The 26,367-nt window shown below is 70.7% G+C and carries 26 protein-coding genes; 20 read left to right on the plus strand and 6 right to left on the minus strand.

Going from position 1 to position 26,367, the window contains the following annotated elements:
* Nucleotide 1: 1 nt before the first annotated feature.
* From Aple_RS20665 to Aple_RS20685, 5 genes are read left to right on the plus strand one after another with little or no spacing between them, the layout of a single operon-like run.
* Entirely contained in the window at nt 2-1,210 is a 1,209-nt protein-coding gene (locus Aple_RS20665) for an amidohydrolase family protein (protein WP_170321587.1), read from the plus strand.
* Nucleotides 1,207-2,220: a peptidyl-alpha-hydroxyglycine alpha-amidating lyase family protein gene (locus Aple_RS20670; RefSeq protein ID WP_155346287.1), complete on the plus strand. Its 1,014-nt coding sequence runs from the start codon at nt 1,207-1,209 to the stop codon at nt 2,218-2,220. The genes Aple_RS20665 and Aple_RS20670 overlap by 4 nt, the downstream gene beginning before the upstream one ends.
* Nucleotides 2,217-3,416, plus strand: a complete 1,200-nt coding sequence (locus Aple_RS20675) for a cobalamin-independent methionine synthase II family protein (protein ID WP_155346288.1) — start codon at nt 2,217-2,219, stop codon at nt 3,414-3,416. The genes Aple_RS20670 and Aple_RS20675 overlap by 4 nt, the downstream gene beginning before the upstream one ends.
* Nucleotides 3,417-3,434: 18 nt before the next feature.
* Nucleotides 3,435-4,982 (plus strand): ABC transporter substrate-binding protein, encoded by a 1,548-nt coding sequence (locus Aple_RS20680; RefSeq protein WP_170321588.1) that lies wholly within the window; start codon nt 3,435-3,437, stop codon nt 4,980-4,982.
* Nucleotides 4,983-5,036: 54 nt separating this feature from the next.
* On the plus strand, nt 5,037-5,924 hold the full coding sequence (locus Aple_RS20685) for an SDR family NAD(P)-dependent oxidoreductase (protein WP_155346290.1): 888 nt from the start codon (nt 5,037-5,039) through the stop codon (nt 5,922-5,924).
* Nucleotides 5,925-6,116: 192 nt separating this feature from the next.
* Here Aple_RS20685 and Aple_RS20690 read toward each other — a convergent pair whose 3' ends face one another.
* The 5 genes from Aple_RS20690 to Aple_RS20710 are packed head-to-tail and all read right to left on the minus strand — an operon-like array spanning nt 6,117 to nt 10,008.
* Entirely contained in the window at nt 6,117-6,917 is an 801-nt protein-coding gene (locus Aple_RS20690) for an amidohydrolase family protein (protein WP_155346291.1), read from the minus strand.
* Entirely contained in the window at nt 6,914-7,759 is an 846-nt protein-coding gene (locus Aple_RS20695) for an amidohydrolase family protein (RefSeq protein ID WP_155346292.1), read from the minus strand. The genes Aple_RS20690 and Aple_RS20695 overlap by 4 nt, the downstream gene beginning before the upstream one ends.
* On the minus strand, nt 7,753-8,190 hold the full coding sequence (locus Aple_RS20700; protein ID WP_170321589.1) for a lipocalin-like domain-containing protein: 438 nt from the start codon (nt 8,188-8,190) through the stop codon (nt 7,753-7,755). The genes Aple_RS20695 and Aple_RS20700 overlap by 7 nt, the downstream gene beginning before the upstream one ends.
* A complete protein-coding gene (locus tag Aple_RS20705; RefSeq protein WP_155346294.1) occupies nt 8,187-9,101 on the minus strand; it encodes a cupin domain-containing protein in 915 nt (304 codons plus the stop codon). The genes Aple_RS20700 and Aple_RS20705 overlap by 4 nt, the downstream gene beginning before the upstream one ends.
* Nucleotides 9,102-9,114: 13 nt before the next feature.
* On the minus strand, nt 9,115-10,008 hold the full coding sequence (locus Aple_RS20710; RefSeq protein WP_155346295.1) for a DUF6282 family protein: 894 nt from the start codon (nt 10,006-10,008) through the stop codon (nt 9,115-9,117).
* 117 nt (nt 10,009-10,125) lie between these two features.
* On the opposite strand from Aple_RS20710, the gene Aple_RS20715 reads away from it, so the two are divergent.
* Genes Aple_RS20715 through Aple_RS20735 form a run of 5 tightly spaced genes read left to right on the plus strand, consistent with a single transcriptional unit; the run spans nt 10,126 to nt 14,938 of the window.
* Nucleotides 10,126-10,911, plus strand: coding sequence for a CoA-transferase subunit beta (locus Aple_RS20715; protein ID WP_155346296.1), 786 nt, complete (start codon nt 10,126-10,128; stop codon nt 10,909-10,911).
* The gene (locus Aple_RS20720; protein ID WP_155346297.1) at nt 10,908-11,744 is read left to right on the plus strand and encodes an alpha/beta fold hydrolase; all 837 of its coding nucleotides are present in this window, start codon (nt 10,908-10,910) and stop codon (nt 11,742-11,744) included. The genes Aple_RS20715 and Aple_RS20720 overlap by 4 nt, the downstream gene beginning before the upstream one ends.
* A complete protein-coding gene (locus Aple_RS20725; protein WP_155346298.1) occupies nt 11,741-12,535 on the plus strand; it encodes an alpha/beta fold hydrolase in 795 nt (264 codons plus the stop codon). Before Aple_RS20720 ends, Aple_RS20725 begins: the two co-directional genes overlap by 4 nt.
* Before the next feature lie 13 nt (nt 12,536-12,548).
* Nucleotides 12,549-14,066 carry a class I adenylate-forming enzyme family protein gene (locus tag Aple_RS20730; protein WP_155346299.1) on the plus strand — a complete coding sequence of 506 codons (1,518 nt, stop codon included), beginning with the start codon at nt 12,549-12,551 and terminating at the stop codon, nt 14,064-14,066.
* The gene (locus Aple_RS20735; protein WP_155346300.1) at nt 14,063-14,938 is read left to right on the plus strand and encodes a CoA transferase subunit A; all 876 of its coding nucleotides are present in this window, start codon (nt 14,063-14,065) and stop codon (nt 14,936-14,938) included. Before Aple_RS20730 ends, Aple_RS20735 begins: the two co-directional genes overlap by 4 nt.
* Here the strand turns inward: Aple_RS20735 and Aple_RS20740 are convergent, their stop codons facing one another.
* Nucleotides 14,939-15,940: an aldo/keto reductase gene (locus Aple_RS20740; protein ID WP_155346301.1), complete on the minus strand. Its 1,002-nt coding sequence runs from the start codon at nt 15,938-15,940 to the stop codon at nt 14,939-14,941.
* Nucleotides 15,941-16,029: 89 nt separating this feature from the next.
* On the opposite strand from Aple_RS20740, the gene Aple_RS20745 reads away from it, so the two are divergent.
* The 10 genes from Aple_RS20745 to Aple_RS20790 all read left to right on the plus strand — a co-directional run bounded on the left by Aple_RS20745 (nt 16,030) and on the right by Aple_RS20790 (nt 26,361).
* Complete coding sequence (locus Aple_RS20745) at nt 16,030-17,508, plus strand: aldehyde dehydrogenase family protein (protein ID WP_170321590.1); 1,479 nt, start codon at nt 16,030-16,032, stop codon at nt 17,506-17,508.
* A gap of 44 nt (nt 17,509-17,552) precedes the next feature.
* The gene (locus Aple_RS20750) at nt 17,553-18,653 is read left to right on the plus strand and encodes a zinc-binding dehydrogenase (RefSeq protein WP_155346303.1); all 1,101 of its coding nucleotides are present in this window, start codon (nt 17,553-17,555) and stop codon (nt 18,651-18,653) included.
* A gap of 172 nt (nt 18,654-18,825) precedes the next feature.
* Entirely contained in the window at nt 18,826-19,326 is a 501-nt protein-coding gene (locus Aple_RS20755) for a VOC family protein (protein ID WP_155346304.1), read from the plus strand.
* 34 nt (nt 19,327-19,360) lie between these two features.
* Nucleotides 19,361-20,494, plus strand: coding sequence for an alpha/beta hydrolase (locus tag Aple_RS20760; RefSeq protein WP_155346305.1), 1,134 nt, complete (start codon nt 19,361-19,363; stop codon nt 20,492-20,494).
* On the plus strand, nt 20,494-21,702 hold the full coding sequence (locus Aple_RS20765; RefSeq protein WP_170321591.1) for an FAD-dependent oxidoreductase: 1,209 nt from the start codon (nt 20,494-20,496) through the stop codon (nt 21,700-21,702). Before Aple_RS20760 ends, Aple_RS20765 begins: the two co-directional genes overlap by 1 nt.
* The gene (locus tag Aple_RS20770) at nt 21,699-22,865 is read left to right on the plus strand and encodes an acyl-CoA dehydrogenase family protein (RefSeq protein WP_218038441.1); all 1,167 of its coding nucleotides are present in this window, start codon (nt 21,699-21,701) and stop codon (nt 22,863-22,865) included. Before Aple_RS20765 ends, Aple_RS20770 begins: the two co-directional genes overlap by 4 nt.
* 22 nt (nt 22,866-22,887) lie before the next feature.
* Nucleotides 22,888-24,579, plus strand: coding sequence for an AMP-binding protein (locus Aple_RS20775; RefSeq protein WP_170321592.1), 1,692 nt, complete (start codon nt 22,888-22,890; stop codon nt 24,577-24,579).
* Nucleotides 24,576-24,989, plus strand: a complete 414-nt coding sequence (locus tag Aple_RS20780; protein WP_155346309.1) for an FAS1-like dehydratase domain-containing protein — start codon at nt 24,576-24,578, stop codon at nt 24,987-24,989. Before Aple_RS20775 ends, Aple_RS20780 begins: the two co-directional genes overlap by 4 nt.
* The gene (locus Aple_RS20785; RefSeq protein ID WP_155346310.1) at nt 24,986-25,459 is read left to right on the plus strand and encodes a MaoC/PaaZ C-terminal domain-containing protein; all 474 of its coding nucleotides are present in this window, start codon (nt 24,986-24,988) and stop codon (nt 25,457-25,459) included. Before Aple_RS20780 ends, Aple_RS20785 begins: the two co-directional genes overlap by 4 nt.
* The gene (locus Aple_RS20790) at nt 25,456-26,361 is read left to right on the plus strand and encodes an amidohydrolase family protein (protein WP_281361583.1); all 906 of its coding nucleotides are present in this window, start codon (nt 25,456-25,458) and stop codon (nt 26,359-26,361) included. The genes Aple_RS20785 and Aple_RS20790 overlap by 4 nt, the downstream gene beginning before the upstream one ends.
* Nucleotides 26,362-26,367 lie beyond the last annotated feature (6 nt).

The following is a 26,367-nucleotide window of genomic DNA, read 5'->3' on the forward strand; positions in this document are numbered from 1 at the left end:
GATGGAATACGACCTGCTGATCAGAGGCGGCCACGTCCTGGACCCGGGACAGGCCATCGACGGCGTCCTGGACGTGGCGATCACCGGCGGGCGCGTCAGCGCGCTCGGCCAGGACATCCTCGCCGACCAGGCCCGCCGCGTGATCGACGTGCGGGGCCGATATGTGGTGCCCGGCTTGATCGATCTGCACACCCACGTCGCGTACGGCGCCATCACCCCAGGCGTCGGCATGGAGGGTTGCGACCCCGACGTGATCGGCGTGGGCTCAGGAGTGACCACGCTCGTGGACGCGGGCTCGGTCGGCGTGGCCGCCATCGGCGTCTTCTCGGCCTTCATCCAGCCCAAGGCCAGCACCAGGATCGTGCCCTACCTGAACATCGGCAGCCACGCCCACACCATGCCCACCCTGGTGGACGTGAACAGCATGGACGAGATCGACCAGGACGCCATCGAGCGGTGCATGGCCGCCAATCCCGGCCTGGTTCAGGGCGTCAAGCTGCGGTTGGTCGGGCCGCTGGTCGCCGAGCGCGGCAAGGAGGTCTTCGCCGCCGCCAAGGACGTGGCCCGCGAGTACGGCGTCCCGCTCATGGTCCACATCGGCGACCTGTCCGCGCACCGGAGACCGAACCCCGAGCGGCTAGCTCCCATAACCCGGTTCGCCCTCGACCAGCTGGACCCCGGCGACATCCTCACCCACCTGTGCACGCCCAACCCCGGCGGCGCGCAGGGGATGACGCAAGCCCTGGTCGCGGCCAGGGAACGCGGGGTGATCCTGGACTCCGCGCTCGGCCGCGGCAACTTCGGCTACCGGGTGGCCAGCGAGCAGCGTGAACTGGGCCTCGCGCCGGACACCATCAGCAGCGACCTGACGGCGATGGGCCAGAACTTCCACTCGCTGCTCGAATGCATGGCGAAGTTCCTGGCTGTTGGCTACAGCCTGGCCGATGTGGTGCGGATGACCACGGTGAATGCGGCCAAGGCGATCGGCCTGGAGCACGAGCTGGGAGCCATCGCCGTCGGGCGCGAAGCCGATCTCACCGTCCTGGACCTGGTCGAGGGCGATTTCGAGTTCGTCGACACCGCGCAGGAGACCTTCCACGGCGGATACGGCCTGGTGCCCGTGCACACTGTACGAGCGGGAGAGCTGGTGCCACCGGTGTGGGGCACCCACCCGTGGGGCTGGCTCCCGGCCACCCGGGGGGCGTTATGACCACACGCGGCGACCGCCACCGCTTCCTCCTCGACGACGACTGGGAGCGCCTGCCCGACGGCCTGCGGCACGCGGATGTGACCGCCGTCGACGTGGACGCCGACGACCGCGTCTACCTGTTCACCCGCTTCGACCACCAGGTCCTGGTCTATGAGCGCGACGGCACGTTCGTCCGCTCGTGGGGACTCGGCCTCTTCACCATGCCGCACGGCCTGACCGTCGGACCCGACGGCGCGATCTACTGCGTGGACGCCGGCGACCACACCGTGCGCAAGTTCACCCCCAAGGGAGAACTGCTCCTCACCATCGGAACCGAGGGCGTTCCCTCCGACACGGGCTACACCTCCAGCGGCCCCGCGCGGGTGCACAGCGTGGAGCGGGTGCGCCACCCCGGCGGCCCGTTCAACCGCTGCACCGCCCTCGCCGTCGCCCCCGACGGCGACCTGTACGTAACCGACGGATACGGCAACTGCCGCGTCCACCACTTCTCCCCCGACGGCGAACTGATCCACTCCTGGGGCGAGATCGGCACCGGCCCCGGCCAGTTCCACCTCCCGCACTGCCTGGACATCACCCCCGACGGCCGGATCCTGGTCGGCGACCGCGAGAACGACCGCATCCAGGTCTTCGACGCCGGCGGCCGGTTCATCGAGGCGTGGACGGACGTGCGCCGCCCCTGCGCGCTGACCGTCGCGCCGGACGGCACGGTCTTCGTGGCCGAGCTGTGGCGGCCGAAAGGCGCCAAGTCCTTCGTCCACGGCGAGATGACCGAGGACCACCCGGCCCGGCTCTCCGTTCTCGGCCGGGACGGCGGCGTGATCGAACGGTGGGGCGACTCCACCCAGGACCGCGCCGCCCCCGGCAACTTCATCGCCCCGCACGGCATCGCGCTGGACTCCCGCGGCGACCTGTACGTCGCCGAGGTGACCTACAGCTTCGCCGTCCGGCCTGGCCTGGTCGACCAGTCGTGCGCCAGTCACCAACTCCAGAAATTCAAAGGAATCGTATGAGGCGCGACAACCACCGAATTCTCACCACCCACGGCGGCAACCTGCCCAGACCCAAGGACCTGGACGACCTGATCGCCCAAGGCGCGCGAGCGGCCGTGGACGAGCGGCTCCCGGGCGCGGTAGGCGAGGTCGTGGACCTCCAGATCGCCTGCGGCCTGGACACCGTCAACGACGGCGAGTACGTCAAAGCCGCGAACATGTCCGGATATGCCGGTTATATCCATGCCCGGGTGACCGGCTGGGAGACCCTGCCCATCGAGCCGGGCACGCCGCCGAAGCGCGAATACGTGGCCGCCCGCGACAAGGCCGAGTTCCCGGGCATGTACGTCTCCGGCTTGTGGCTGGCGGGCTCGGGCGGCCCGATCCGGCCCGGCTTCTCGACACCCGGCGCCGCCCCGAAGATGCCCACCACCGAACGCGTGTGCACGTCCCCGATCACCTACACCGGCCAGGACGCCATCGCCGCCGACATCGACGCCCTGAAGACCGCCCTGACAGGCCGGGAAGCGGACGGCTTCATCGCCGCCCTCGGCCCGCTCAGCCTGGGCGCCGGCGCGCGGAACGCGTACTACCCGAGCGAAGAGGACTACATGTTCGCGGTGGCCGAGGCGCTCCGCGAGGAGTACCGGGCGATCACCGACGCCGGTCTGATCCTGCAGATCGACGAGCCGGAGTTCGCCACCACCTGGCAGTTCCATCCCAGCTGGACGGTGGAGGACCTGCGCCGCTACCTGGAGTCCGCGGTCGAGGTGATCAACCACAGCATCGCCGGGCTGCCCGCCGAGCAGATCCGGCTGCACACCTGCTGGGGCAGCGGCCACCGCCCGCACACCCAGGACATCGGCCTGCGCCACATCGCCGACCTGCTGATCAAGGTCAACGCGGGTGCGTACGCGATCGAGTCAGGAAATGTCCGGCACGCGCACGAGTGGCGGGTGTGGGAGGACGTGAAGCTGCCCGAGGGCAAGATCCTCATCCCTGGGGTGGTCAGCCACGCGACCGACCTGGTCGAGCATCCCGAGCTGGTCGCCGAGCGGCTGGTGAACTTCGCCGGCGTGGTCGGCAGGGAGAACCTGCACGCCGGCACAGACTGCGGGATCGGATCCCGGGTGGGACACGAGGAGATCGTCTGGGCGAAGCTGCGCGCTCTCGCCGAAGGCGCCGTTATCGCCGCTGAGCGATTGCGGGACAAGTGAAATATGGAGGCAAGGGCCGTGAAACGAACGTCAGTGAAATCGGCCGGTGTGATCCTCACCTTAGGTCTCGTCCTCGCCGGGTGCGGGAGCGAGACCGGGGGGAGTCCGGCCGGGAGCGCCCAACCGGCCGCGGCGGGATATGACAACAACGCCATCCTGAGGTGGGCGGTGCCGGGCATGCCGACCTCCTTCGACCCGCGCAAGTCGGCGCCGCTGGACCCCGTCTTCCTGGACGTCGTCTACGAGAGCCTGATCAACCGGACCCCGGCCGGGGAGATCATTCCTGGCCTGGCCACCGAGTGGGAGCTCGCGGACGAGAACAAGACGATCACCTTCAAGCTGCGGCAGGGCGTGAAGTTCCACAACGGGGAGGAGCTGAACGCCGAAGCCGTCAAGGCGTCCCTGGAGGCGTACAAGAAGGAAGGGGCGCAGGCGGGAGCCCTCGCGGGGCTTGAGCAGGTCGAGGTGGTCGCCCCCGACCAGGTCAAGCTGACCTTCAAGGAGCCGTCCGGCTACATGATCAACGTGCTGGCCGGGGAGCCGGGCATCGTGGTCGCGCCGAGCGCGCTCACCGACCCCGGCCTGACCGCCAAGCCGGTCGGCACCGGGCCGTTCCAGCTGGACACCCTCAGTGAGGGCAAGGTGACCTTCAAGAGGTTCGACGGCTACTGGGACGCCAAGCGCATCACCATCGGCGGCATCGAGATGGCGGTCTACTCCGACGAGTCCACCCGGCTGCGCGCGGTCAAGTCGGGCCAGGCGGACGGCACGTCCATCACGCCCAGCCAGATCAAGGAGTCCGAGGCGGCCGGCCTGACCGTGATCAGAGGGCCGAACACCACCTTCAACGGCATCCTCATCAACACCGGCTCCGACAAGCTGGCCGACCCGAAGATCCGCCAGGCCATGCTGTACGCGATCGACCGCGAGTCGATCAGCAAGAACCTGTACGCCAGCTCCTGCGCGCCGGCCGTGCAGCCGCTCCAGCAGGGCTTCTGGGCGAACGTGCCCGAGCTCAACGACGTCAAGCCGTACTACGACACGGCCAAGGCCAAGCAGTTGCTGACCGAGGCGGGTTTCCCGGACGGCTTCGAGATGCAGCTGGAGGTCGGCCCCAACACCTCCTACCAGACCCTGGCGCAGGCGCTCCAGGCCCAGCTGCAGCAGGTCGGCATCAAGGTCACCATCAAGGTGCTGGAGTTCCAGCAGATGGTGAACGCGCGCAGGACCGGCAAGTTCACCGCCACCGTCTCGCTGCTCCAGGCCGGGCGGCCCGACCCGAGTCAGTTCGTCGCCGACTTCTACCTCAAGGGCGGCCTCTACAACCCCGGCGGCTTCGAGCTGCCCGGCGGCGCGGAGCTGCTCGCCGAGGCGCGGGTCAGCGACGACGTGACCCAGCGCGCGGCGCCGCTCCAGGAGATCTTCAAGAAGGTGCTGGAGGTCGGTCCGCCGGTGGTGCCGGTCTGCGGCGTCACCTACGTGGCCGCCTTCCGCAAGGGTGTCACCGGCATGGAGGTGCCGGTGACGGGCGACTACGACTTCGCCCCCATCAAGATCAGCTCATAAGTCGCAGGGGGGCGTCCCTGGGGCGCCCCCCGGAACACCCATGGAGGAAGAACTGTGCGGCTCGACGACAAGGTCGCGATCGTCACCGGATCAGGACGGGGCCTCGGCCGCGCGTACGCCGAGGCGCTGGCCGCCGCGGGCGCGGGCGTGGTCGTCAACGACATCGACGGCGACGCGGCCTCCGAAACCGTGGACGCGATCGTCGGCGCGGGCGGCCGGGCCGTCGCCGAGGTGTGCGCGGTCGGTACGGCGGAGTCGGCGGACGCCCTCGTCCGGCGTGCCGTGGCCGAATTCGGCCGCCTTGATGTGATGTGCACCAACGCGGGAGCACTCCGCGACCGCACCCTGGGCAAGGTCACCGACGAGGAGTTCGACCTGGTCGTGAACAGCCACGTGCGGGGCACCTTCACCTGCGGCCGGGCCGCCGCCGCCCGCTTCCGCGAGCAGGGCGGCGGGGGCCGCCTGATCCTCGTCGGTTCGCCCGCGGGGCAGTACGGCAGTTTCGGGCAGACCGCGTACTCGGCGTCCAAGGCGGCGATCATCGCCATGGTCCGGGTCTGGTCGATCGAACTGGCCAAGGCCGAGGTGACCGTCAACGCGATCGTCCCGATCGCGCTGACCCGGATGGCGGCGACCATCCCGAACCTCACCGAGGTGGTGGCCCAGGTGGAGGCCGGCGCCCCGGTCCCGCCCGAACTCCGCCGCAGGGGCATCGGCACGGTTCAGGACGTGGCCCCCCTGGTGGTCTTCCTGGCTTCGGCGGACTCGGCCGGGATCACCGGTCAGTATTTCGGCTTCGGCGGCGACAAGTTCGCCATCTGGGGCCACCCCAAGGAGGAGTTCGTGACCTACCGGGAGGGCGGCTGGACGGCGGACCAGCTGGCGACCGACTTCGCCGGCTTCAGCGAGCACCTGCAGAGCCACCTGCCACCGGGCCGCTGAACCGGCTCTGTCCTGCTGCGGTTGGTACCGCGGTGACGGGATCGCACGCACCCGCCCGGCGGGGAACGGCTCTCAGGTCTGTTATCGGCATCGCAAGCCCAGCAGGGTTTTGCCCTGCTGGGCCCGCTGCCGCACGCGGCCTAAGCTGTCGAATCCATTGATGGTGAGGAGCTGCAAGCTCAACCCTTCAGATCAGGGCCGAGAAGCTGACCTGAAGTAGAACGCCAGGGAGGTCCGGGTGATCTGCTCGCGTAACGCGGGATCCGGCACCGTGGTCGCGAAGGAGTTCACCGCGTCCTGGTAAGTGAGCGGCCGTCGCGCGCCGACGAATGGGGCGTCGCTGCCCCAGAACAGTCGTTCCGGCCCGGTGGCGGAGAGCAGCGTCGCCGCGTATCCGGCCAGCCTGGCGGGAGAGACGCCAAACCGGTATCCGGCCGACAGTTTTACCCAGACCTGGCCGGTGGCCAGGCCGCGCAGCAGCGCGGCGCCTCCGGGGTTGGCGTAGCCGGTTTCGGGGTGCGGGTCGCCGAAATGGTCCACGACCACCTTTATCCCGGCAGCCAGCAGCGAGTCCAGCACCGGCGGCAGCCGCGCCGACTCGATGTTGAGCTCGACGTGCCAGTCCAACTCGGCGATCTGCCGCAGCAGCGTGCGATAGCCGGGTTCGCGCAGGTCCGGCAGGTCGGTACGGCGACGCCATTGAAACCGCACTCCGACCACGCCGATCAGCCCGGCCAAATCGGCCAGCTCAGTGCCCGGTTCCACATGCACCGTGCCGCGCAGCCGAGGGTGGGCGCGCAGCGCGGCCAGGGTGTATTCGTTCTGGTCGCCGAGCAGGCTCATCGCCGAGATCACCGCGTGGCTCACGCCGTGCGCGTCCATCATCGGCAGGAACGCCTCGGCGGTCAGGTCGCCCTCCGGCCGCGTCCAGGCTCCGGCCGCCAGCGGCAGCGTCCGGCTGAACAGGTGCACATGGGCGTCGACCAGCGTCACAGCGTCTCCGGGACGGTGAGCCCGTACAGCCGGGCGGCGGTGCCTCCGAACACCAGCGCGGCGTCTTCGGGCCGGAGACCGGCCGCCGACTCCCGGCCGATTCGCACCATGTCCGGATAACTGACCGGGGTTTGCGTCACGTCCGAACCCCACAGCACCCGCTCGGCGCCGAACCGGGACACCAGCCAGGCGACCACCTCCGCCGGAGCGACCCCGGCGGCCAGGAGTTGGGCGTAGTTGAGGGTGGTGACCTTGATGTGCACCTGTTCCAGTTCGGTCAGCGCGAGGAGGCCGGACGCGCCCGGGTAAGGGTGCGGCCGATTCGCTTCGACGCTGGCGATGTGGTCGAGCACGACCGGCGTGTCCGGGAACGCGCGCACCACGCGGGGGAGTGCGGCCAGGCACTCGTCGCGGTTCCATCGGTACAGGTGCAGGCACATCGACAGCCCGAGATCGGCGGCCTGCCGCCACACTCGCAGCGCTGAAGGGCCCGCGAACCAGTCCGCGCCGCCGGGGCCGCCATGCTGGTTGCCGCCAGGGGCGGTCAGACGCATCGCCACCGCGCTGCGGGAAGCCCAGTGCCGGACCACTGACTCGGCGTCGGGGGCCAGGGCGTCGATCACGCACATGGCCGCCAGCCGGTCCGGATGCCGCGCGGCCGAGTCCACCACGTAGCTGTTGTCGAAGCCGTACACGTGCGCTCGCTGCACCGCGACAGCCCCTGCGAGCCCGTGCTCGTCCAGCGCGGCGAGCAGCCGCTCCGCGGTCATCGGGTCGCGCACCTCGGTACCCGGGTAGGCGGGGTCGTTGACGGTCAGATGCGCGTGCGCGTCGATCAGCATGGCGTCAGGCGCTCCCAGACGAGGACGGGCGTCGGTGGCTGGCCGGGGGTGCGCTCGGCACGCAGGACCAGCTGGGTCCCGGTCACGACGGCCAGCCGGACCTGGGTGGCGCCGATCCAGTTGGGGTAGAGGGCGGCCTCGATGTGGTGGGTGACCCGGTCACCGAGCCATTCGTACCGGCCGCTGTAGGCGCCGAAGCCGCGGACCGCGTCCAGGCGTTCCGCGTCGCTGGTCCAGCGCCAGTTGGGGGTGGCCAGGGGCGGCCGATCCCCAGGCATGTACTGCACGGCCATGTAACCGTCGGGGCCGTACAGGAGCCGCCCGAGTGGGGCGTCGCCGAGCGGGCGAGCACCGGCCGCGCCGTCGGGGCCGTCGGCTTCGCCTTCCAGGTAGTAGTCGTGGAGACGCCAGGTGCCGACTATGTCGGTCATCGGGTGACGACGTGGTCGGGGGCGGGGTACTCGTCGGCGTTGCGCACCCATCCGGCTTTGGCCGAGAAGTCGGCGCGTGGCGGGCTGAACACGTCGATGAGCAGGTGCCGCCCGGGACCCATGGCCTGGCTGGTGTGCACGGTGGGCGGCGGAATGATGGCGGCTGAAGGGCTGCCCACCTGGGCGTGCTCGTCGTCGCGCCACTGGCCGAGGCGGGTGGTCCACGGCGTGCGCACGTGGTGGACGTAGTCGCCGGCCACGGTCAGCGAGCACTGTTCGAAGTCGTCGTGGTGGTGCGGGGACATCCGGTCGGGGTCGCGCGGCCCGTCGCTGGGGTCACCGAAGTTGACCATAATTGAGCTGCTCCGGAAGATGCGGCCGAACCGGTCTTTCGTCCGGGGATGATCGGCATTGAGATAAACGCGCAGCCGGTGCCCGGCGGGCGGGTCCGGCCACGGCTCCAGCAGGGCCACCCGGGGGTGCGGCTCGGCGTAGGAGGCGGCGTTGACGCAGCGGGCCAGCACGTCGGAGGTTCGCGCGTCGAACAGGCGGAACAGTTCCGCCTCGCCGCGCGCGGTGATCGTGCTCTCGCCCGGCGGCACGATGACCACGCCGGGGCCGGACACCGTCCTGCTCTCGGCGCCCGCCGTGACCTCGATGGTCTCGTCACCCGGCAGGATCACGACATACTCCTCGCGTTGTTCCCGGCGGAGGATGTCGCCGCCGGCCAGACGGCTGTAGGAGATCGCCAGATTCTGCCCGCGGATGTACCAGGTTCTGCCGCCGCGTTCGGTGCTCTCCTGGGGCGGCATCGTCAGGAACTCGAAGGTGGCCAGTTCGGCGATAGGCGCGTTCGGGTCGGTCGGCCCTCCCGCGTTGAGCGCGGAGCGCGGGTCGGTTGCGCTGTACATGCGATCGGTCCTTTCAGTCGTCCAGGCCGAGCAGGTAGGAGGGGTTGACGCGGACGATCCGCCGCAGGTCCTTCTCCGGCAGGCCCAGGTCCAGCAGCGCGGAGCCGACCCGGATGAAGGAGTCCACGGGCATCGGCCGCCCCGCCTGGCCAAGGTCGGAGGCGAGCACGGTGTGCTCGGGCCCGACCTGTTCGATCCAGTCGAGCAGTTGCCGGGCCGACCATCGGGCCTGGGCCACCTCGGGGTCGTACATGCTGGTCTCGTGCTCGATGTACGCACCGAGCCGGATGAACTCACGACACTGCGCGGGGTCGGAGCCGATCACGAAGTTGGGATGGCTGACCACCATCCGCTTGACCCCCCGATCCCGGGCGGCGGCGAAGACCTCCAGGATGTCCTCCGGCGCCATGTGCCCGGCGGAGAGCAGCGCGCCGGACTCCGCGATCACGTCCAGCACCCGGCCGACCTCGGGAAGCAGCGCCCCGTCCGGCCCGCGCACGTCGACCTGGGCGAGCGACAGCGGGATGGTCGGCTTCGGGAAACCACCGCCGGAGTTGTGGTGGTCGATGTGCGCGCGGGAGGAGATGGTGGGGAACCACACGCACCGCCCGCCCATCCGCAGGCACATCTCCACCGCGTACGGGTTGATGCCGCCGACCTGGTTGTTGAGGGCGATCCCGCCGTACACGGCGGTGCTGAGCGGGGCCAGCCGATCCCGCATGGCCAGCAGGTCCATCACCGTGTTGTGGTGGTGGGACTTGGCCAGCAGGGCCCGCATGCCCAGCCGCGCGCCGTCGGCGGCGGCGCCCACATGGTCGAACCGGCGCGGCAGGGGATTGGGCCCGGAGTGGCAGTGCAGATCGACGAGCCCGTGCAGGGCGCGCTCGATCGCGGAGGGTCGGATCATCGTCGTTCCTCTTGACAGCGGTGCCGCCACCCTAGAGTCTGTAACACATTGCGGACTTGATGTACGATAAATGCGAATCGCCATCATGGCAAGCTTCTTGGGGGTCACGTGCCGGACATGAGCTACACCTGGGCCGAGATGATGGCGATCTCCATCTCGCACGAGATGGCCGACGGCGACTTCGGCTCCGTGGGCGCCGCCTCGCACATCCCCGTGGCCGGGCTGCGGCTGGCGCAGCTCACCCACGCGCCGGGCCTGTCCTTCTTCTGCGGCGGCAGCGGCGCGATGAACCCGAAGATCCAGCGGCTCACCGAGTCGTCGGCCGACTACCGCAACCTGGTGACCAGCGAGTACCAGTTCAGTCTCGACGACGTGGTGGACTTCGAGACCGCGATCCGGTTCGACTTCGCGTTCCTGGGCGGGATGCAGATCGACAAGCACGGCAATCTCAACATGGCCGTGATCGGCCCGTGGGACAAGCCCAAGGTCCGCGGCCCCGGCACGATCGGGCTGATCTTCCTCGGCGGCTTCAAGACCAGCTACATCTACACCGAGCACCACACGCCGAGGATCTTCGTCGACAAGGTGGACTTCGTCAGCGGGGCGGGCTGGCTGGACGGCGGCGACTCCCGCGGCAAGGTCTTCCGCCCCGAGTCAGACGGCCCCCGCCGGGTGTTCACCCCGCTGGGGGTGTTCGACTTCGAGCCGGAGACCCGCCGGATGCGGCTGATCAAGGTGCACCCGTGGAGCAGCGTCGAGCGGGTCCAGGCGGCCACCGGGTTCGAGCTGCTGGTCGCCGACGACGTGCGGACCGTCGACCCGCCGACCGAACAGGAGCTGCGCCTGCTACGCACCCAGGTGGACACCGAAGGCGTGCTGCGCCGCTACCCCGCCACGGCATGAACTGGGCAGAACGCCACCTCGTGGTGGACGGCTGCGCCACCCACTACCTGGAGGCCGGTGACGGACCCCCGCTGGTCCTGCTCCACGGCGGTGAGTACGGCGCCGCCGCCGAGATCACCTGGGAACACTGCATCCCGGCCCTGGCGGCCCACCACCGGGTGATGGCGCTCGACTTCGTCGGCTACGGGCACAGCGACAAGCTCAGGGACTTCGGCGGCCAGCGACGGCTGATGCTCCGCCAGGTCTCCGGCGTGCTGCGCGCACTCCGGATCGAGTCGGCGTACTTCATCGGCACCTCGCTCAGCGGGCGCATGCTGCTGGACGTGGCGAACAAACCCGCGCCGGTCTGGCCGATAAGGGCGATGGCGGTGGCCGGGATCGGCCTGGCCGCCCCGGCGGAGGCGGCCAGGAAGGTGCTGGAGGATTTCGACGGCACCCTGGCAGGGCTGCGCCCGTCCATGGACGTGCTCTTCCACGATCCGCGCTGGCGGGACAGCGAGGAGTACCTGCGCCGCAGGTACGACTTCTGCGCCATCCCCGGCGCGTGGGAGACGGCGGCGGCGGGAAGCCTGCGCTCCCCGATGCGCCGTGGCGAGAACCGCCCGCACGTGCGCCCGCCCGCCCGCGACTACGGCGGCATCGCCGTACCCACCTGCCTGATCAGGGGCGAGCACGACCGGCTGGTGCCGGACGGCACCTGGCGGGAGCTGGCCGCGCAGATCCCCGGCGCGGTCGCGGTCACCGTCGCCGGGAGCGGCCACTACCCGCAGATCGAGCGGGCCGCCGCGTTCACCGAGACGGTGCTGGACTTCTTCAAGCAGGAGGGATCATGACTTCTCCGCGGCCGACGCAGGCCGGACCGGGCGTGCACCTGGAGTCCGGCGGCGGCGCGGGCCCGACGGTGGTGTTCCTGCACGGCTCGGCCGCCTCGGGGGCGGTCTGGAAGCCGGTCACCCGGGAGCTGGCCGCCCGCCGCCCCGACGCCGGCTGGCTGCTCGCCGACCTGCCAGGTCACGGCCGCTCCCGCTGGCAGCTGGACTACTCCCCGGACGGCTACGCCGACGCGGTGGCCGCCGCCGTCCGCGGGCACGTGGGCGAGCGCCCGGTGCATCTGGTCGGGCATTCCCTCGGCGGGATGATCGCGCTGGCCCTCGCGGACGGCGCTCGCGGGGTGAGCGTCGCGTCCGTCCTGGTCATCGCGATGAAGGTGAGCTGGACCGAGGAGGAGCTGACCCGCCGCGCCGCCGCCGCGACCCGGCCGATCCGGATCCTCCCCGGCCGGGAGCAGGCCCGCGAGCTGTTCGGGCGGATCTCCGGGATGGCCGGGTTCGCCGCGGCGGACCTGGACAGCGGGGTCGCCGTCGCCGAGAGCGGCTACCGGTTATCGGGCGATCCCCGGATCACCGCCGCGCCTCCCGCGCCTCCCGCCGCGCTGACCGCCCTGACCGCCCGTGTCGCCTGCCCGGTCCGGCTGGCCTGCGGCGACCGCGACCCCGGCATCCGCTACGAGGAGCTGGTCTCGGTGCTCGGCCGCCCGGTCACCGTGCTGGCGAACACCGGCCACAACGCGCACATCGAGCAACCCGGCCTGGTCGCCAATCTGGTGGACCAGGCACTCCGCTGAGAACGGAAGATCCATGCGAATCGAGAACCTGCTGCGGCAGAACGCGGTACGGCGCGGCGACCGGCTCGCCGTCATCTCCGACGAGCGGCAGCTGACCTGGGCCGAACTCGACCACGAGAGCGACCGCCTGGCCAACGCGCTGGCCGCCCTCGGCTTCCGCGCCCAGGAGCGGGTCGCGCTGGTGCTCGCCAACAGCCACCCCATGGTGATCTCCTTCTACGGCCTGTGGAAGATCAACCTGGTCGCGGTCGGGATCAACCCCCGGATGACCGCGCCCGAGATCACCCGCATCCTGGCCCACTCCGGCGCGGCCGCGGTCATCTGCGACACCCCCGCCGCGGTCGAGGCGGCCGCCGCGCTCCCCAGCGTGCGCGCTGTGTTCACCGTCGGCATCGACGGCCACCCCACGCTCGCCGAGCTGATCGCTTCCGGCGACCCGGCCGGAACACCGGAGACCGGCGACGGCGGCGACCTGCGCTCGCTCCGCTACACCAGCGGCACCACCGGCTCGCCCAAGGGCTGCATGGCCACCCACGACCAGCAGCTGGCCCACACCGCCAACTACCTGTCCGAGATCGACGTGCCGCGCGGCGGCCCGACCTGGCTCTCGGTGCCGCTCAGCCTGGGCGTCGGCGCGTCCTACGTGACCACCACCGCCTACCTGGGAGTGCCCCTGCTGCTCCGGCGGCGCTTCGACCCCGCCGCGTTCCTCAAGGACATCGCCGAGTACGGCGTCGAGCACGCCTTCCTGGTGCCCACCATGCTCGTGGACCTGGTCCGGGCCCTACCCGACCTGGACCTGTCCCAGGCCCAGCGCCTCAAGATGATCGGCTACGGCGGCGCCTCGGTCTCCTGGAGCCTGATCAGATCCGTGGCCGAGGCCCTGGACGTGGAGCTCTACCACGCCTTCGGCGCCACCGAGGCGGGCGGCTTCACGGCGCTCCTCACCCCCGACGACCACCGCAACTTCCTCGCCGCCGGGGCCACCTCCCTCGTCTCGGTGGGCCGCCCAGCCGCGTACGCCGAGGTGAAGATCTTCGACGGGCAGGACCACGAAGTGCCCGTGCGCGAAACCGGCGAGATGCGCATCAAGGCACCCAGCGTCTTCTCCGGATACTGGAGCCAGCCCGAACTCACCCGGCAGGTCCTCCAGGACGGCTGGCTGCGCCTGGGCGACATCGCCTGGCGGGACGAGCGCGGCTACATCTACCTGGCCGACCGCGCCCAGGGCGTGATCAGATCCGGCGCGCAGAACGTGTACGCGGGCGAGGTCGAGGCGGTCCTCCAGGCGTGTCCCGGCGTGGCCAGAGCCGCCGTGATCGGCGTGCCGGACGAACGGTTCGGCGAGTCGGTCAAAGCGCTGGTGCAGCGGGCGCCCGGCGCGGACCTGACCGAGGAGCAGGTGCTCGGCTACTGCGCCGAGCGGCTGGCCGGATACAAGCGCCCCCGCGAGGTGGAGTTCGTCGCCGACCTGCCGGTGGACGAGGGCGGAAAGATCAGAAGAGCCGAGCTGAAGGAGTCCATGCGATGAGCAAGGTGACGACCCCCGAGGAGGCGGTCGCCGGCATTCCCGACGGAGCCACGATCGCGCTCGGCGGAGTGCACTCGCACAACAGCCCGATGGCCCTGGTCAACGCGCTGATCCGGCGCGGCGCGCGGGACCTGGAGCTGATCCCGACGCCCAGCGCGGGCGCACCGGTGGACATGCTGATCGCGGCCGGATGTGTACGGCGGTTGCACGTCTCCTACGTCGGCTTGGAGTTCCTCGGCATGGCCCCGAACTATCGCAGGGCCGCCGAGAGCCAGAGCATTGAAATCGTCGAGGGGGACGAGGCTTATATCGTCTACGGTTTCCGCGCGGGCGCCAGCAGGCTGCCGTTCCTGCCGCTACCCCCGCTTTATGAGGGCACCGACCTCCCCAAGGTGAACCCGGACATCCGCACCACCACCGACCCCTACACCGGCCGCACGGTCACCACCATCCCCGCCCTGCGCGCCGACTACGGCCTGTTCCACGCCCAGGTCACTGACCAGAAGGGCAATGCGCAGATCTTCGGCCAGCGCCGCTTCGAGGACGTCATGGCCAAGGCATGCGACCACGTCATCATCAGCTCGGACGAGATCCTGGACGAGCACGCCCCGCGGCCGGACCCGCGCCTGGTGTCCATTCCCAGCGCCATCGTGGAACGGGTCGCACACGCTCCATACGGCGCATACCCGCTGTCCTCCCCGGGCCACTACGGCTACGACCGGGAGCGGCTGGTGGAATACCGCGACCTGGCAGCCCAGGACCGCACCAAGGAGTACCTGGAGACATACGTGCACTCCGTCGCCGACCACCAGGAATATCTGGAAAAGGTGGGCGTGCGGCGGCTGCTGGCCCTCCAGCAGACCTTCCGCTGATCACCAGGAGTAGGCCTCAGGCGCGGGGCCGGGACCAGGGAAGATCTCGTCCAGCCTGGCCAGCGTCGCCTCGTCCAGGTTCACCTCGAAGGCCCGCACGGCGGCGTCCAGCTGCTCCACCGTGCGGGGCCCGATGATGGGCGCGGTCACCCCGGGCTGCCGCAGCAGCCAGGCCACGGCCACGTCGGCCGGGTCCTCGCCGAGCTTCGCGCACAGGTCCTCATACGCCTGGACGGCGACGCGGTGCCGGTCCAGCTTGACCAGCCTGCGGCTCCGGTGCGGGGCCATCCCGGCGCCGGGAAGCGGTTTGCCCAGCAGGTGCTCGCGTTCCTTGCGGAGAATGCCGCCGAGCAGCCCGGCGTCCAGCGGGGACCACGGCATCATGCCCACGCCGTAGTGCCGGCAGGCGGGCAGTACCTCCAGCTCGGCCCTGCGTTCCAGCAGGTTGTAGATGGTCTGCTCGCTGACCATGCCGAGGTGGCCGCGCCGGGCCGCGATCTCCTGGCCACCGGCGAGGTGCCAGGCGGGATGGTTGGAGGAGCCCACGTAGACGATCTTGCCCTGGGTCTTCAGGATCTCCATCGCCTCCCAGATCTCCTCCCACGGGGTGCTCCGGTCGATGTGGTGCGGCTGGTAGAGGTCGATGTGGTCGGTCCCCAGGCGGCGCAGGGAGTCCTCGCAGGCGCGCCGGATGTGCAGCGCGGACAGGCCGGAGTTGTTGGGCCACTCGGCCATCCGGCCGTACAGCTTGGTGGCGAGCACGGTCCGGTCCCTGCGGCCGCCGCCCTGGGCCAGCCAGCGGCCGATGATCTGCTCGGTCAGGCCCTCGCCGAACCGCCAGCCGTACACGTTGGAGGTGTCGATCAGGTTGATCCCCAGCTCGTGGGCCCGATCCATGATCGCGAAGGCGTCCTCCTCGGTGGTCTGGGTGCCGAAATTGTCGGTGCCGAGGACCAGGCGGCTGATGATCAGACCGCTGCGGCCGAGGTTCGCGAACTCCACACTACTCTCCATGTTCCATTTATCGGACTATAAGTCCTATAAATAAGAGTATCGTTGCCCGCTAGCTGAGCGAAAGAGGAGACCAGCCGTTGAGCACACTCGCTGGGCACATCGCCACCGCCAGGCTTCCGGCGGCCCACAGTTTCGTCTCCGGCGCGCTCCGCCACGGCGGCGGCCGGGAGTTCGCCACCAGCCATCCCGGCGACGGAACCTGGCTGGCCACCGTCCAGGAGGCCACCCCGGAGTTCGCCGACGCGGCGGCGCGCGAGGCCGCTGCCGCGCAACCGGCCTGGGCCGCCACCTCGCCGCACCAGCGGGCCCGGGTGCTCCGCGCCGCCGCCGACCTGATCGAAGCCCAGTCCGTACGGCTGGCGCACCTGGTCACCCTGGACAACGGCAAGACGCTGGCCGAGGCGTACGGCGAGGTGGCCGTGGCGGCGGCGCACCTGCGCGCGGCGGCCGGGTGGGCGGCCACCCTGGAGGGATCCACCCTGCCCGCCGACGGCGGCACGCTGCGGATGACCTTCCGCGAGCCGGTCGGCGTGGTCGCCGCGATCATCCCGTTCAACACCACGCTCGTGTTCGCCGCGCAGAAGGCCGGGCCCGCGCTGGCGGCCGGCAACGCGGTGCTGCTCAAGGCCCCCGAGGTCAGCCCCCTGGCGGCGCCCGTGTTCGCCGGACTGCTCACCGACGCGGGCCTGCCCCCCGGGCTGCTCCAGGTGCTTCAGGGCGCGGGCGAGGTCGGGCGGCGGCTGGCCGAGCACCCGGCGGTGACCATGGTGTCCTTCACCGGCAGCACCGCCGTCGGCCGCCAGGTGATGCGCTCGGCCGCCGACGGCATGAAGCGGGTGCTGCTCGAACTCGGCGGCAAATCCGCCAACATCGTCTACGCCGACGCCGACCTGGACGCGGCCCTGCACGCCACCGTCGGCGGCATCTTCCGCAACGCCGGACAGCGCTGCTTCTCCGGCTCCCGGCTGCTGGTGGAGGAGCCGGTCGCGGACGCGTTCACGGCCCGGGTGGTGGAGCTGGCCCGCTCGATCAGGGTCGGCCCGCCGTTCGACCCGGATAGCCAGCTGGGCACGCTGATCTCGGCCGCCGAGGCGGCCCGGGTGCACGTGATGGTCGAGGAGGCCGTCGAGCAGGGGGCCAAGGTGCTGGCCGGAGGCGAGCCCCCGGACGGCGCCTTCTACGCGCCCACCGTCCTGGAGGTCGCCCCGGCGAACCCGCCCGACATCGTCTACCAGGAGGTGTTCGGCCCGGTCCTCACCGTGCAGCGGTTCAGCGGCGCGGAGCAGGCGGTCGCGCTGGCCAACGACTCGCCGTTCGGCCTGGTGGGCGGCTGCTGGACCCGGGACCTGGACCGGGCACTGACCACCGCCAGGCAGGTCAGGTCCGGATATTTCTGGATCAATTCCTACGGCGCGCTCGCGCTGGACGCGCCCATCGGCGGCGTCGGCCTGTCCGGCATCGGCCGGGAGCTGGGGCGGCTCGGCCACGAGGCGTACACCGAGACCAAGACCGTGATCATCGACACCGCCTCGGCCGACGCGCCGCGCTGGTACTAACCGGAACCCGTCCATCCAGATCACGACTTATCGAAGGAGGCGCCATGCCCACCCACTATCGAGGCGCGGTCGCCCGCGCCGCGCACGGGCCGCTGAGCATCGAGGACATCCCGCTGCGCGAGCCGGTGGGCGACGAGGTGGTCATCGAGGTGACCGCCTGCGGTTTATGCCACAGCGACGTGCACTTCATGCACGGCACCTCGGGCACCGACTTCCCCTACCTGGTGGGGCACGAGGTGGCCGGGCGGGTGGCCGAGCTGGGTCCCGAGGCGAGCGGGCTGAACGTCGGCGACAGCGTGGTGGTCGCCCCGATGGTGGCCTGCGGGCAGTGCCGCCAGTGCGCGGCCGGCCGCCCGCGCGCGTGCCCTGACCGGCTTCCCCGGCGGCCCAAGGTACTCCTGGGCGACGGTGCCGAGGCGACCCCGGTGCTCGGCGTGGGCGGGCTCGCCGAGCGGGTCATCGTGCCCGCGCGGCAGGCCGTGGCGATCGACCCCCGGGTGCCGCCGCAGGTAGCTGCGCTGCTCGGATGCGGCGTGCCGAGCGGATTCGGAGCTGCCGTCAACACCGCGGCGATCGGCCCGGCCGACGACGTGGTGGTGCTCGGCTGCGGTGGGGTGGGGGTCGCGGCCGTCGCCGGAGCGGCCTACGCGGGCGCGCGGCGCATCATCGCGGTGGACGTCAACGCGGCCAAGCTCGACGCGGCCCGGCGCTTCGGCGCCACCGACGTGGTGGACGCCTCCCGGGAGGAGACGGCGGCCCGGGTGCGAGAACTCACCGACGGCCGGGGCGCGGACGTGGTGCTCGACGCGGTCGGCGGCCCCGCCGCCTTCACCACGGCCAACCAGCTGCGCGGCCCCGGCTCCCGTCTCGTCGTGGTGGGCGCGCCCCGGCAGGGCGACATGGTCGAACTGCCGCTGCGGCACCTGTTCCTGACCGGCGGCTCGATCCAGGTCTCGATCTGGGGCGACTGCGAGGCCGCCAGGGATCTCCCCCTGCTCGCCGGGCTCTACCTGGCCGGGCGCCTCCCGCTGGAGGAGTACGTGACCGACGCCTACCCGCTGGACGACGCCCAGGCAGGTTACGACCGGCTGCTTTCGGGCGAAGCCCTGCGTGGCGTCGTGAGGATGCGCCGGTGTCTGGACTGAGGAGCGAAGCGACGAGGGAAGACACCGGGGTTGAGCATCCGAACCGCGATGCGAAGCATCGCAATGACGCTGTGGTCCTGTGACGGCGGTTGACAGATCGGTACGAATCGCCAGACAATCAAACACATATTTCGGACTAGTTGTCCGATAATTGAAACAAGATCGAGGAGTGATGATGGCGACCGCCGCTCTCCGCGCACCGCGCTCGCTCAACCACATCGCCTACCCGACCTGGAACTCGCAGGCCACGCACGACTTCTACACCGAGGTGTTGAAGTGCGAATTCCTGACCGCGATCCAGCTGGACGTGGTCCCCTCCAGCGGTGCGCGGACCCCGTACCTGCACACCTTCTTCGGACTGCACGACGGCAGCGCCATCGCCTTCTTCGAGGTGGAGGGCCTGCCTGACCCGGGGCCCGACTCGGTGCCCTCCTGGGTGCGGCACATCGCGCTCAACGTGGACTCGATGGAGGAACTCCACGCCTGGCAGGCGCACTTCAAAGCCAAGGGGGTGGAGAGCGTCGGCATCGTCGACCACGACGGGGTCTGGGAGTCGCTGTACATCTTCGACCCCAACGGCGTCCGGATCGAGCTGACGCTGCAGACCCGCCCGCTCACCGAGGACGACGCCCGCCAGGGCGCCGAAACCCTGCGGACGTGGAACGCACGCTGATCGTGTCCCAACCGCTGCCCCTCAGGAGCTTCCCGTGCTGACCCGCGAACTACTCCCCGTACCGTTGACGCCGGGCGGGCGCCTCGACATCAACTCGGGCGTCGCCCGGCTGAGCGGGAAGATCTGGGCCACCCTCTGGAAGGACGACCGGCGCCCGGCCGGCACCGCGGTGCTGATCGTGCACCCGTCCTCCAACTTCCTCGGCCACTACGCGCTGGAGGAACTGGCGTCCCGGGGGGTCGCCGCCGTCGGCCTGGCCACCCGCTACGCCGGCAACGACTCCGCGCTGATCATGGAGAACTGCGTCCTGGACGTCGGCGCCGCCATCCGCCACCTGCGCGAGCTCGGCTACGACCGGATCGTCCTGGTGGGCAACTCCGGTGGCGGCGGCCTGGCCGCGCTCTACCAGGCGCAGGCCGAGAACCCTGCCATCACCCACACCCCGGCCGGGGACCCGGCGGACCTGGCCGCCGCCGGCCTGATCCCGGCCGACCGCCTGGTCATGGCCATGGCCCACCCCGGCCGCGCGGTGGTCTACACCGAGGGGCTCGACCCGGCGATCACCGACGAGCACCTGCCGTTCGACCGGGACCCGGAGCTCGACATGTTCGAGCCCGCCAACGGTCCCGTGTACAGCCCGGAGTTCGTGACCCGCTACCGCCAGGCACAGATCGACCGCAACCGCCGCATCACCGGCTGGGCACTCCAGCAGATCGAGGCGCTGCGCGCCCATACGCGCGGGTCGGAGGCCCCCGACGACCTGCCCTTCGTCGTCCACGGCACCGCCGCCGACCTGCGCTTCCTGGACCTGACTCTGGATCCCTCCGACCGGATCGCCCGCACCATATGGGGCAGCCCGTGGGTGGCCAACTTCCTGCCCGCTTCGCTCGGGCACCTGACCAGCCTGCGCTCCTGGCTCAGCCAGTGGAGCTACGACCGGAGCCGGGCCAACGCCTACCGGGAACTGCCCGGCGTCCAGGCCCCCGTCATGGTCGTCTACGGGTCGGCCGACTGCGCGGCCTTCCCCAGCCACGCCCGCGGCATGTACGACGCCGTCGGCCACCAGCGCCGCGAGCTCGTCGAGATCAAGGGCGCCGACCACTACTTCCAGGGCCGCCCCGACCTGGCCGCCACCATGTGCGACCACATCGTCGAATGGGCCGGGTGATGAGCGTGCTCGACGTGGCAGTGGTGGGCGCAGGGCCGGTCGGGCTCACCGCCGCGCTCGCGCTGGCCAGGCGCGGGGTCGCGGTCACCGTCTTCGAGGAGGCCGGGCGGCTCAGCACCGAGTGGCGGGCCTCCACCTTCCACCCGCCGACCCTGGAGATCGCCTGCGACCTCGGCATCGCCGACGCGATGCTGGCCGAGGGCATCATCGCCCGCACGTACCAGATCAGGGACCGGCGGGACGGCCTGATCGCCGAGTTCGACTTCGGCCTGCTCGCCGACGAGACCGACTACCCGTTCCGGCTCCAGCTGGAGCAGTACAAGTACTCCCAGATCATCAGCGACGCCCTGGACGGCAGGCACCCGGAAGTCGGGCTGCGGCTGGGCGAGGGCATCACCGGGGTGACCCAGCACGCCGACGCCGCGGTGCTCACCACCGTCGCGGGGGAGCAGGTCGAGGCCCGCTGGGTGCTGGCCGCCGACGGCGCGCGCAGCACCCTGCGCAAGGCTCTCGGCACCACCTTCGAGGGCCTCACCTACGATCACCGCTACCTGGTGCTGAGCATCGACTACCCGGTGGAGACCCTGCTGCCGGGCATCTGCGACGTCAACTACATCGCCGACCCCAGCGAGCACCTGCTCATCCTGCGGGTCCCGGACGTGTGGCGGATCGTGGTCGCGGTACGGCCCGAGCTCGGCGCCGAGGAGGCCCTCGCCGACCGGTACGTGGCCGAGCGGCTGCGCGGCCTGTTCGGCGACCACCCGGAGCTGCCGCTGCGGGAACGGAAGATCTACTCGGTGCACCAGCGGGTGGCGGGCAACTTCCGCACCGACCGGGTGCTGCTGCTCGGCGACGCCGCGCACGTCAACAGCCCGATGGGCGGGATGGGCCTCAACGGCGGCATCCACGACGCCTTCGACCTGTCGGTCCAGCTCGGCAAGGTGCTCCTGGACGGGGCCGGGGACGAGGTGCTGGACGCCTGGGCGCAGCGCCGCCGTAAGGCCGCCATCGAGGCGGTGCAGGAGATCACCCACCGCACCACCACCGAGATGGCCGAGCAGGACGAGGCCGAGCGGCGCGGCTTCCGGCGGCGCATGTCGCAGATCGCGGCCGACCCGGCGCTGGCCAAGGAGTGGATGCTGGACGCGGCGATGATCTCCAACGTGCGCGCCCACGGCCTGCCCCGGCGCGACTCGGAGGTGGGCTGATGGACTTCGACCTCAGCGACGAGCAGCGCGACATCCGCGACACCGCCCGCGCTTTCGTCACCAAGGAGCTGCTGCCCCTGGAGGAGGAGTTCCTCCGGAGTGGGCTGGTACGGCTGCCGCGCGAGCGGGAACGAGAGCTCCAGGCCAAGGCCAGGGAGTTCGGCTTCTGGGGGATGAGCACCCCGGAGGCGTACGGAGGAATGGCCCTGCCCGCCCTCACCCAGGCCCTCATCCACATCGAAGTGGCCAGAACCTGCGTGCCGTTCCGTTTCGGCGGCGAGGCCGACAACATCCTGTACGCCGCGGACACCGCCCAGCAGGAGGAATACCTCAAACCCACCATCGAGGGCCGGCGGCTGGGTTGCTTCGCGCTGACCGAACCCGGCGCCGGATCGGATGCCGCGGCCATCCGCACCACGGCCCGGCAGGACGGCGGCGACTGGGTGATCAACGGCCAGAAGACCTTCATCAGCAACGGCGACGACGCCGACTACGCGATCGTCATCGCGGTCACCGACCCGGAGCGGGGCGCACGGCACGGCTCGACCGCGTTCCTGGTGGATCGGGACGCCGGGTGGAGCTCCAGCCCGATCCCGACCATGGGCAGCTGGCACCAGCCGGCCACGCTCTTCTTCGACCAGGTCAGGGTGCCGCCCGGAAAGGTGCTCGGCGAGGTGGGCGCCGGGTTCGACCTGGCCAAACGCTGGATCGGCCGGGGCCGCCACGTGATCTCCGCCCACTGCGTGGGGATCGCCGAGCGGTGCCTGCGGATGGCGGTGGACTACGCCAACCTGCGCGAGACCTTCGGCCGGGCGATCGGGGAGAACCAGGCCGTGCAGTGGATGATCGCCGACTCCGAGACCGAGCTGGAAGCGGCCCGCTGGCTCGCCCTGCGGGCCGCGTGGGACGTGGATCGAGGGGCCGACGCGCGCCACTCCGTGGCGATGGCCAAACTCTTCTGCTGCCAGATGGTAGGCCGGGTTGTGGATCGAGCACTGCAGATCCACGGTGGGATGGGCTACACGAAGGAACTCCCGCTGGAGGGGTGGTATCGCGCGGTCCGCGCGATGCGGATCTTCGAGGGGACGGATGAGATCCAGCGACTCATCCTGTCGCGGGACCTGCTACGAGGTTTCACCCGGATAGGAGGCCATCTTGCCTGAACCATCCGCATCGACAATGACAGTGACCGAGCCGAAAATGAGCGTGGCCGTCGCGTTAGGGGCGGCGGCGCAGGCTGCGGGCGATCGCCCCGCCATGATCCAGGGCGACCGGCGGCGCGGCTACCCCGAGCTGGAGGCCCGCGCCGAGCGAGTGGCCCGAGCGCTGGCCGAGCGAGGCGTGGGCGTCGGTTCCACGGTGGCCATCGCCCTCTTCAACTCCTTCGAATACGTAGAGTCGGTGCTCGCCGCGTTCAAGATCGGCGCCCAGCCGGTCAACGTCAACTACCGCTACCGCGAGAAAGAACTGCGCTACGTGCTCGAATACACGGGCGCGGCGGCGCTCGTCTACGACACGAGCCTGGCCGACCGGGTGCGCGGGATCCTCGCCGAACTACCCGCTCCGATCGCCCTCCTCGAAGTCGGTGGAGGCGAAGCGTCGGCGGCGGTGCCGGGGGCGCTGCCGTTCGAGCGGGCGGCCGAGCCCGATTCTGAGTCCGAACCGGGATCCCCAGTCACGGTTTCCGATCTCGGATCCTTGGCCACGGGTTCCGATCTCGCCGAGGATTCTCCGCACGGCATCATCCTGCTCACCGGCGGTACCACCGGCACGCCCAAGGGTGTGATCTGGGATCGTGACGGGCTGCTCGGTATCCTCAGCGGGGTCTTCCGCCAGCAAGGACTCGCCACCCCCACGACGCCCGCCGAGGTCGCCGAGCGGGTCGGCGAGCTCCAGGTGAGAGACCAGGTCCCGGTGGTGCTGCCGATGTCGCCGCTGATGCACGGCACCGGGTTCTTCCACGCGATGCGTACCCTGCTCGCCGGTGGTGTGCTCTGCTTCTGCGACTCCCGGTCGCTGGACGCCGATGAGGTGTGGCGGACGGTGCAGGAGCACGCGGTGACCGAGATGGTCATCGTCGGCGATGCTTTCGGTCGCCCGCTGGTGGACGCCCTGGCCGCGGCCGAGCGCGCGGGCAGCCCGTACGAGCTGGGCAGCCTGCGGAGGATGACCAGTTCGGGTGTGCTGTGGAGCGCCGAGGTGAAACGGGAGCTGCTGCGCCGGGGCCGGAATCTCACCGTGGTCGACAACATCTCCGCTTCGGAGGGCGGGCCGTTCGGGCTGGCCGAGGCGAGTTCCGAGGCCGACCTGGCCGATGGGCGGTTCAATCTGTCGCCGGTGGCCCGGGTGCTGGATGAGCATGATCGCGATATCGAGCCGGGCAGCGGGCAGGTGGGCGTGCTGGCCAGCGCCGGTCCCCAGCCGGTCGGCTATCTCCGCGACCCGGACAGGACGGCTCGGATCTGGCGGACGATCGACGGCGTGCGTTATGCCGTACCGGGCGATCTGGCCTCGCTGGACGCGGACGGTCGGTTGATCCTGCTGGGGCGGGGCGACGGCGTGGTCAACACCGGCGGCGAGAAGGTCTTCCCCGAGGAGGTCGAGCAGGCGCTGATCACGCACCCCGCCGTGGACGACGCGATCGTGGTCGGGATCCCCGACCCGCGCTGGGGCCAGATCGTGGCCGCCGTGGTCGCCCCGGCGAGCGGGCTGGGCGGCGTGCCGGACGAGGAACTGATCCAGCACGTCCGGGATCGGCTGGCCGCGTACAAGAGCCCGCGCCGGATCATCAGGGTCGGCGTCGTCCCCCGGACACCCGCCGGAAAGGCCAACCGTTCGCTGGCCAGACAACTGGTGACAGAGGAGACAGCCTCGTGACAGGCACCCCGTTCCCGATCGAGCGAGGCCACGTGCTGGCCTTCGCCCGCGCCCTGGGAGAAGAGGAGGCGGCGGCCGTCCCGCCCACCTTCCCGATCGCCTTCGCCCAGTTCGACCCGGACTGGCCGCTGCGAATGGAGCCGGGAAAGCCCTGGAACGGCTCCGGCGCCGAGCCGGGCGTGGCCAAGGGCGGCCCCGGCGGGCTCCACGCGGAGCAGGAATTCGAATACATCCGGCCGCTCCGGATCGGCGAGACCCTGTCCGCGCGGCGGCGCGACGGCCGGACCTGGCAGAAGCCTGGCGGCCGTGGCGTGCTGAACTTCACCGAACGCCACATCGACTTCTACGACGCCGACGAGCAACTCGTCGCCCGCTCCACCACGGTCACGGTCATCGTGGCGGCGTCATGACGCGGGAGCGGACCGAGGTGGTGGTCACCGACCTGAAACGCACCCAGATCGTCATGTACGCCGGAGCCTCAGGCGACTACAACCCCCTCCACACCGACGAGCCCTTCGCGACCCAGGTGGCCGGAAACCCCACCGTGATGTCCCACGGCATGCTCACCATGGGCCTGGCCGGCCGGGTGCTGACCGGCTGGTTCGGCCACGAGAACATCCTCCGCTACCGGGCCAGGTTCAAGGCCCCGGTCTGGCCGGGCGACACCCTCACCGTCACCGCCAAGGTGACCGACGTGGCCGAGGGACGCGCCGAGATCACCCTCTCCGCGGTCAACGCCACCGGCACCGAGGTCCTCACCGGCACCGCGACCGCGCTGGTCACCGAGGCCGCGCGGGACCCGGCACCCGCCGTGCCCGACGCCGCGCACGACCCGGCACCCAGCGTGCGGGACGCCGTGCGGGACGGAGCGGCCCGGTGAGCGGGCAAGCGAGCCCGGCCATGGACGTGGCCGCGCTGGAGGCGATCGACGTGCACACCCACGTGCAGGCGTCGGTCCTGGACAGCCCGGCCACCGCCGAGGGCGACGAGTCCTTCGCCGCCATGGCCGACTACTTCAAAGCGGGCGCGGTCACCAGGTTCACCGCGCCGATGATCGCCGAGTACTACCGGCGGCGGCGGATGGCCGCGGTGATCTTCACCGTGGACACCATGCACCTGAGCGGGCGCGAGCAGATCCCCTCCAACGAGGAGGTCGCCGAGCAGGCGGCCCGCCACGCCGACGTGCTGATCCCGTTCGCCAGCATCGACCCGCACCGGGGCGCGGCCGGGGTCGCCGCCGCCCGGCGGCTGATCGAGGAGCACGGCGTCCGGGGCTTCAAGTTCCACCCCACCTCGCAGGGCTTCTTCCCGAACGACCGGCTCGCCTACCCGCTGTACGAGGTCATCGCCGAGCACGGCCTGACCGCGCTGTTCCACACCGGCCAGACCGGCGCGGGCGCGGGACTCCCGGGCGGCGGCGGGCTGCGGCTGAAGTACTCCAACCCGATGCACGTCGACGACGTGGCGGCCGACTTCCCCGACCTGCAGATCATCCTGGCCCACCCGTCCTTCCCCTGGCAGGACGAGGCGCTCTCGGTCGCCATGCACAAGCCGAAGGTCTACATCGACCTGTCCGGGTGGTCGCCCAAGTACTTCCCGCCGCTGCTGGTGCGGTATGCCAACACGCTGCTGAAGGAGAAGGTGCTGTTCGGCTCGGACTTCCCGATGATCACTCCGGATCGCTGGCTGGCCGACTTCGGCAAGCTGGAGATCAAGGACGAGGTCCGCCCGAAGATCCTCAAAGAGAACGCGGCCAGGCTGTTCGGGCTGGCACCGCACTGAGCCGCC

It is taken from the genome of Acrocarpospora pleiomorpha (genome assembly GCF_009687885.1).
Taxonomy (GTDB): Bacteria; Actinomycetota; Actinomycetes; order Streptosporangiales; family Streptosporangiaceae; genus Acrocarpospora; species Acrocarpospora pleiomorpha.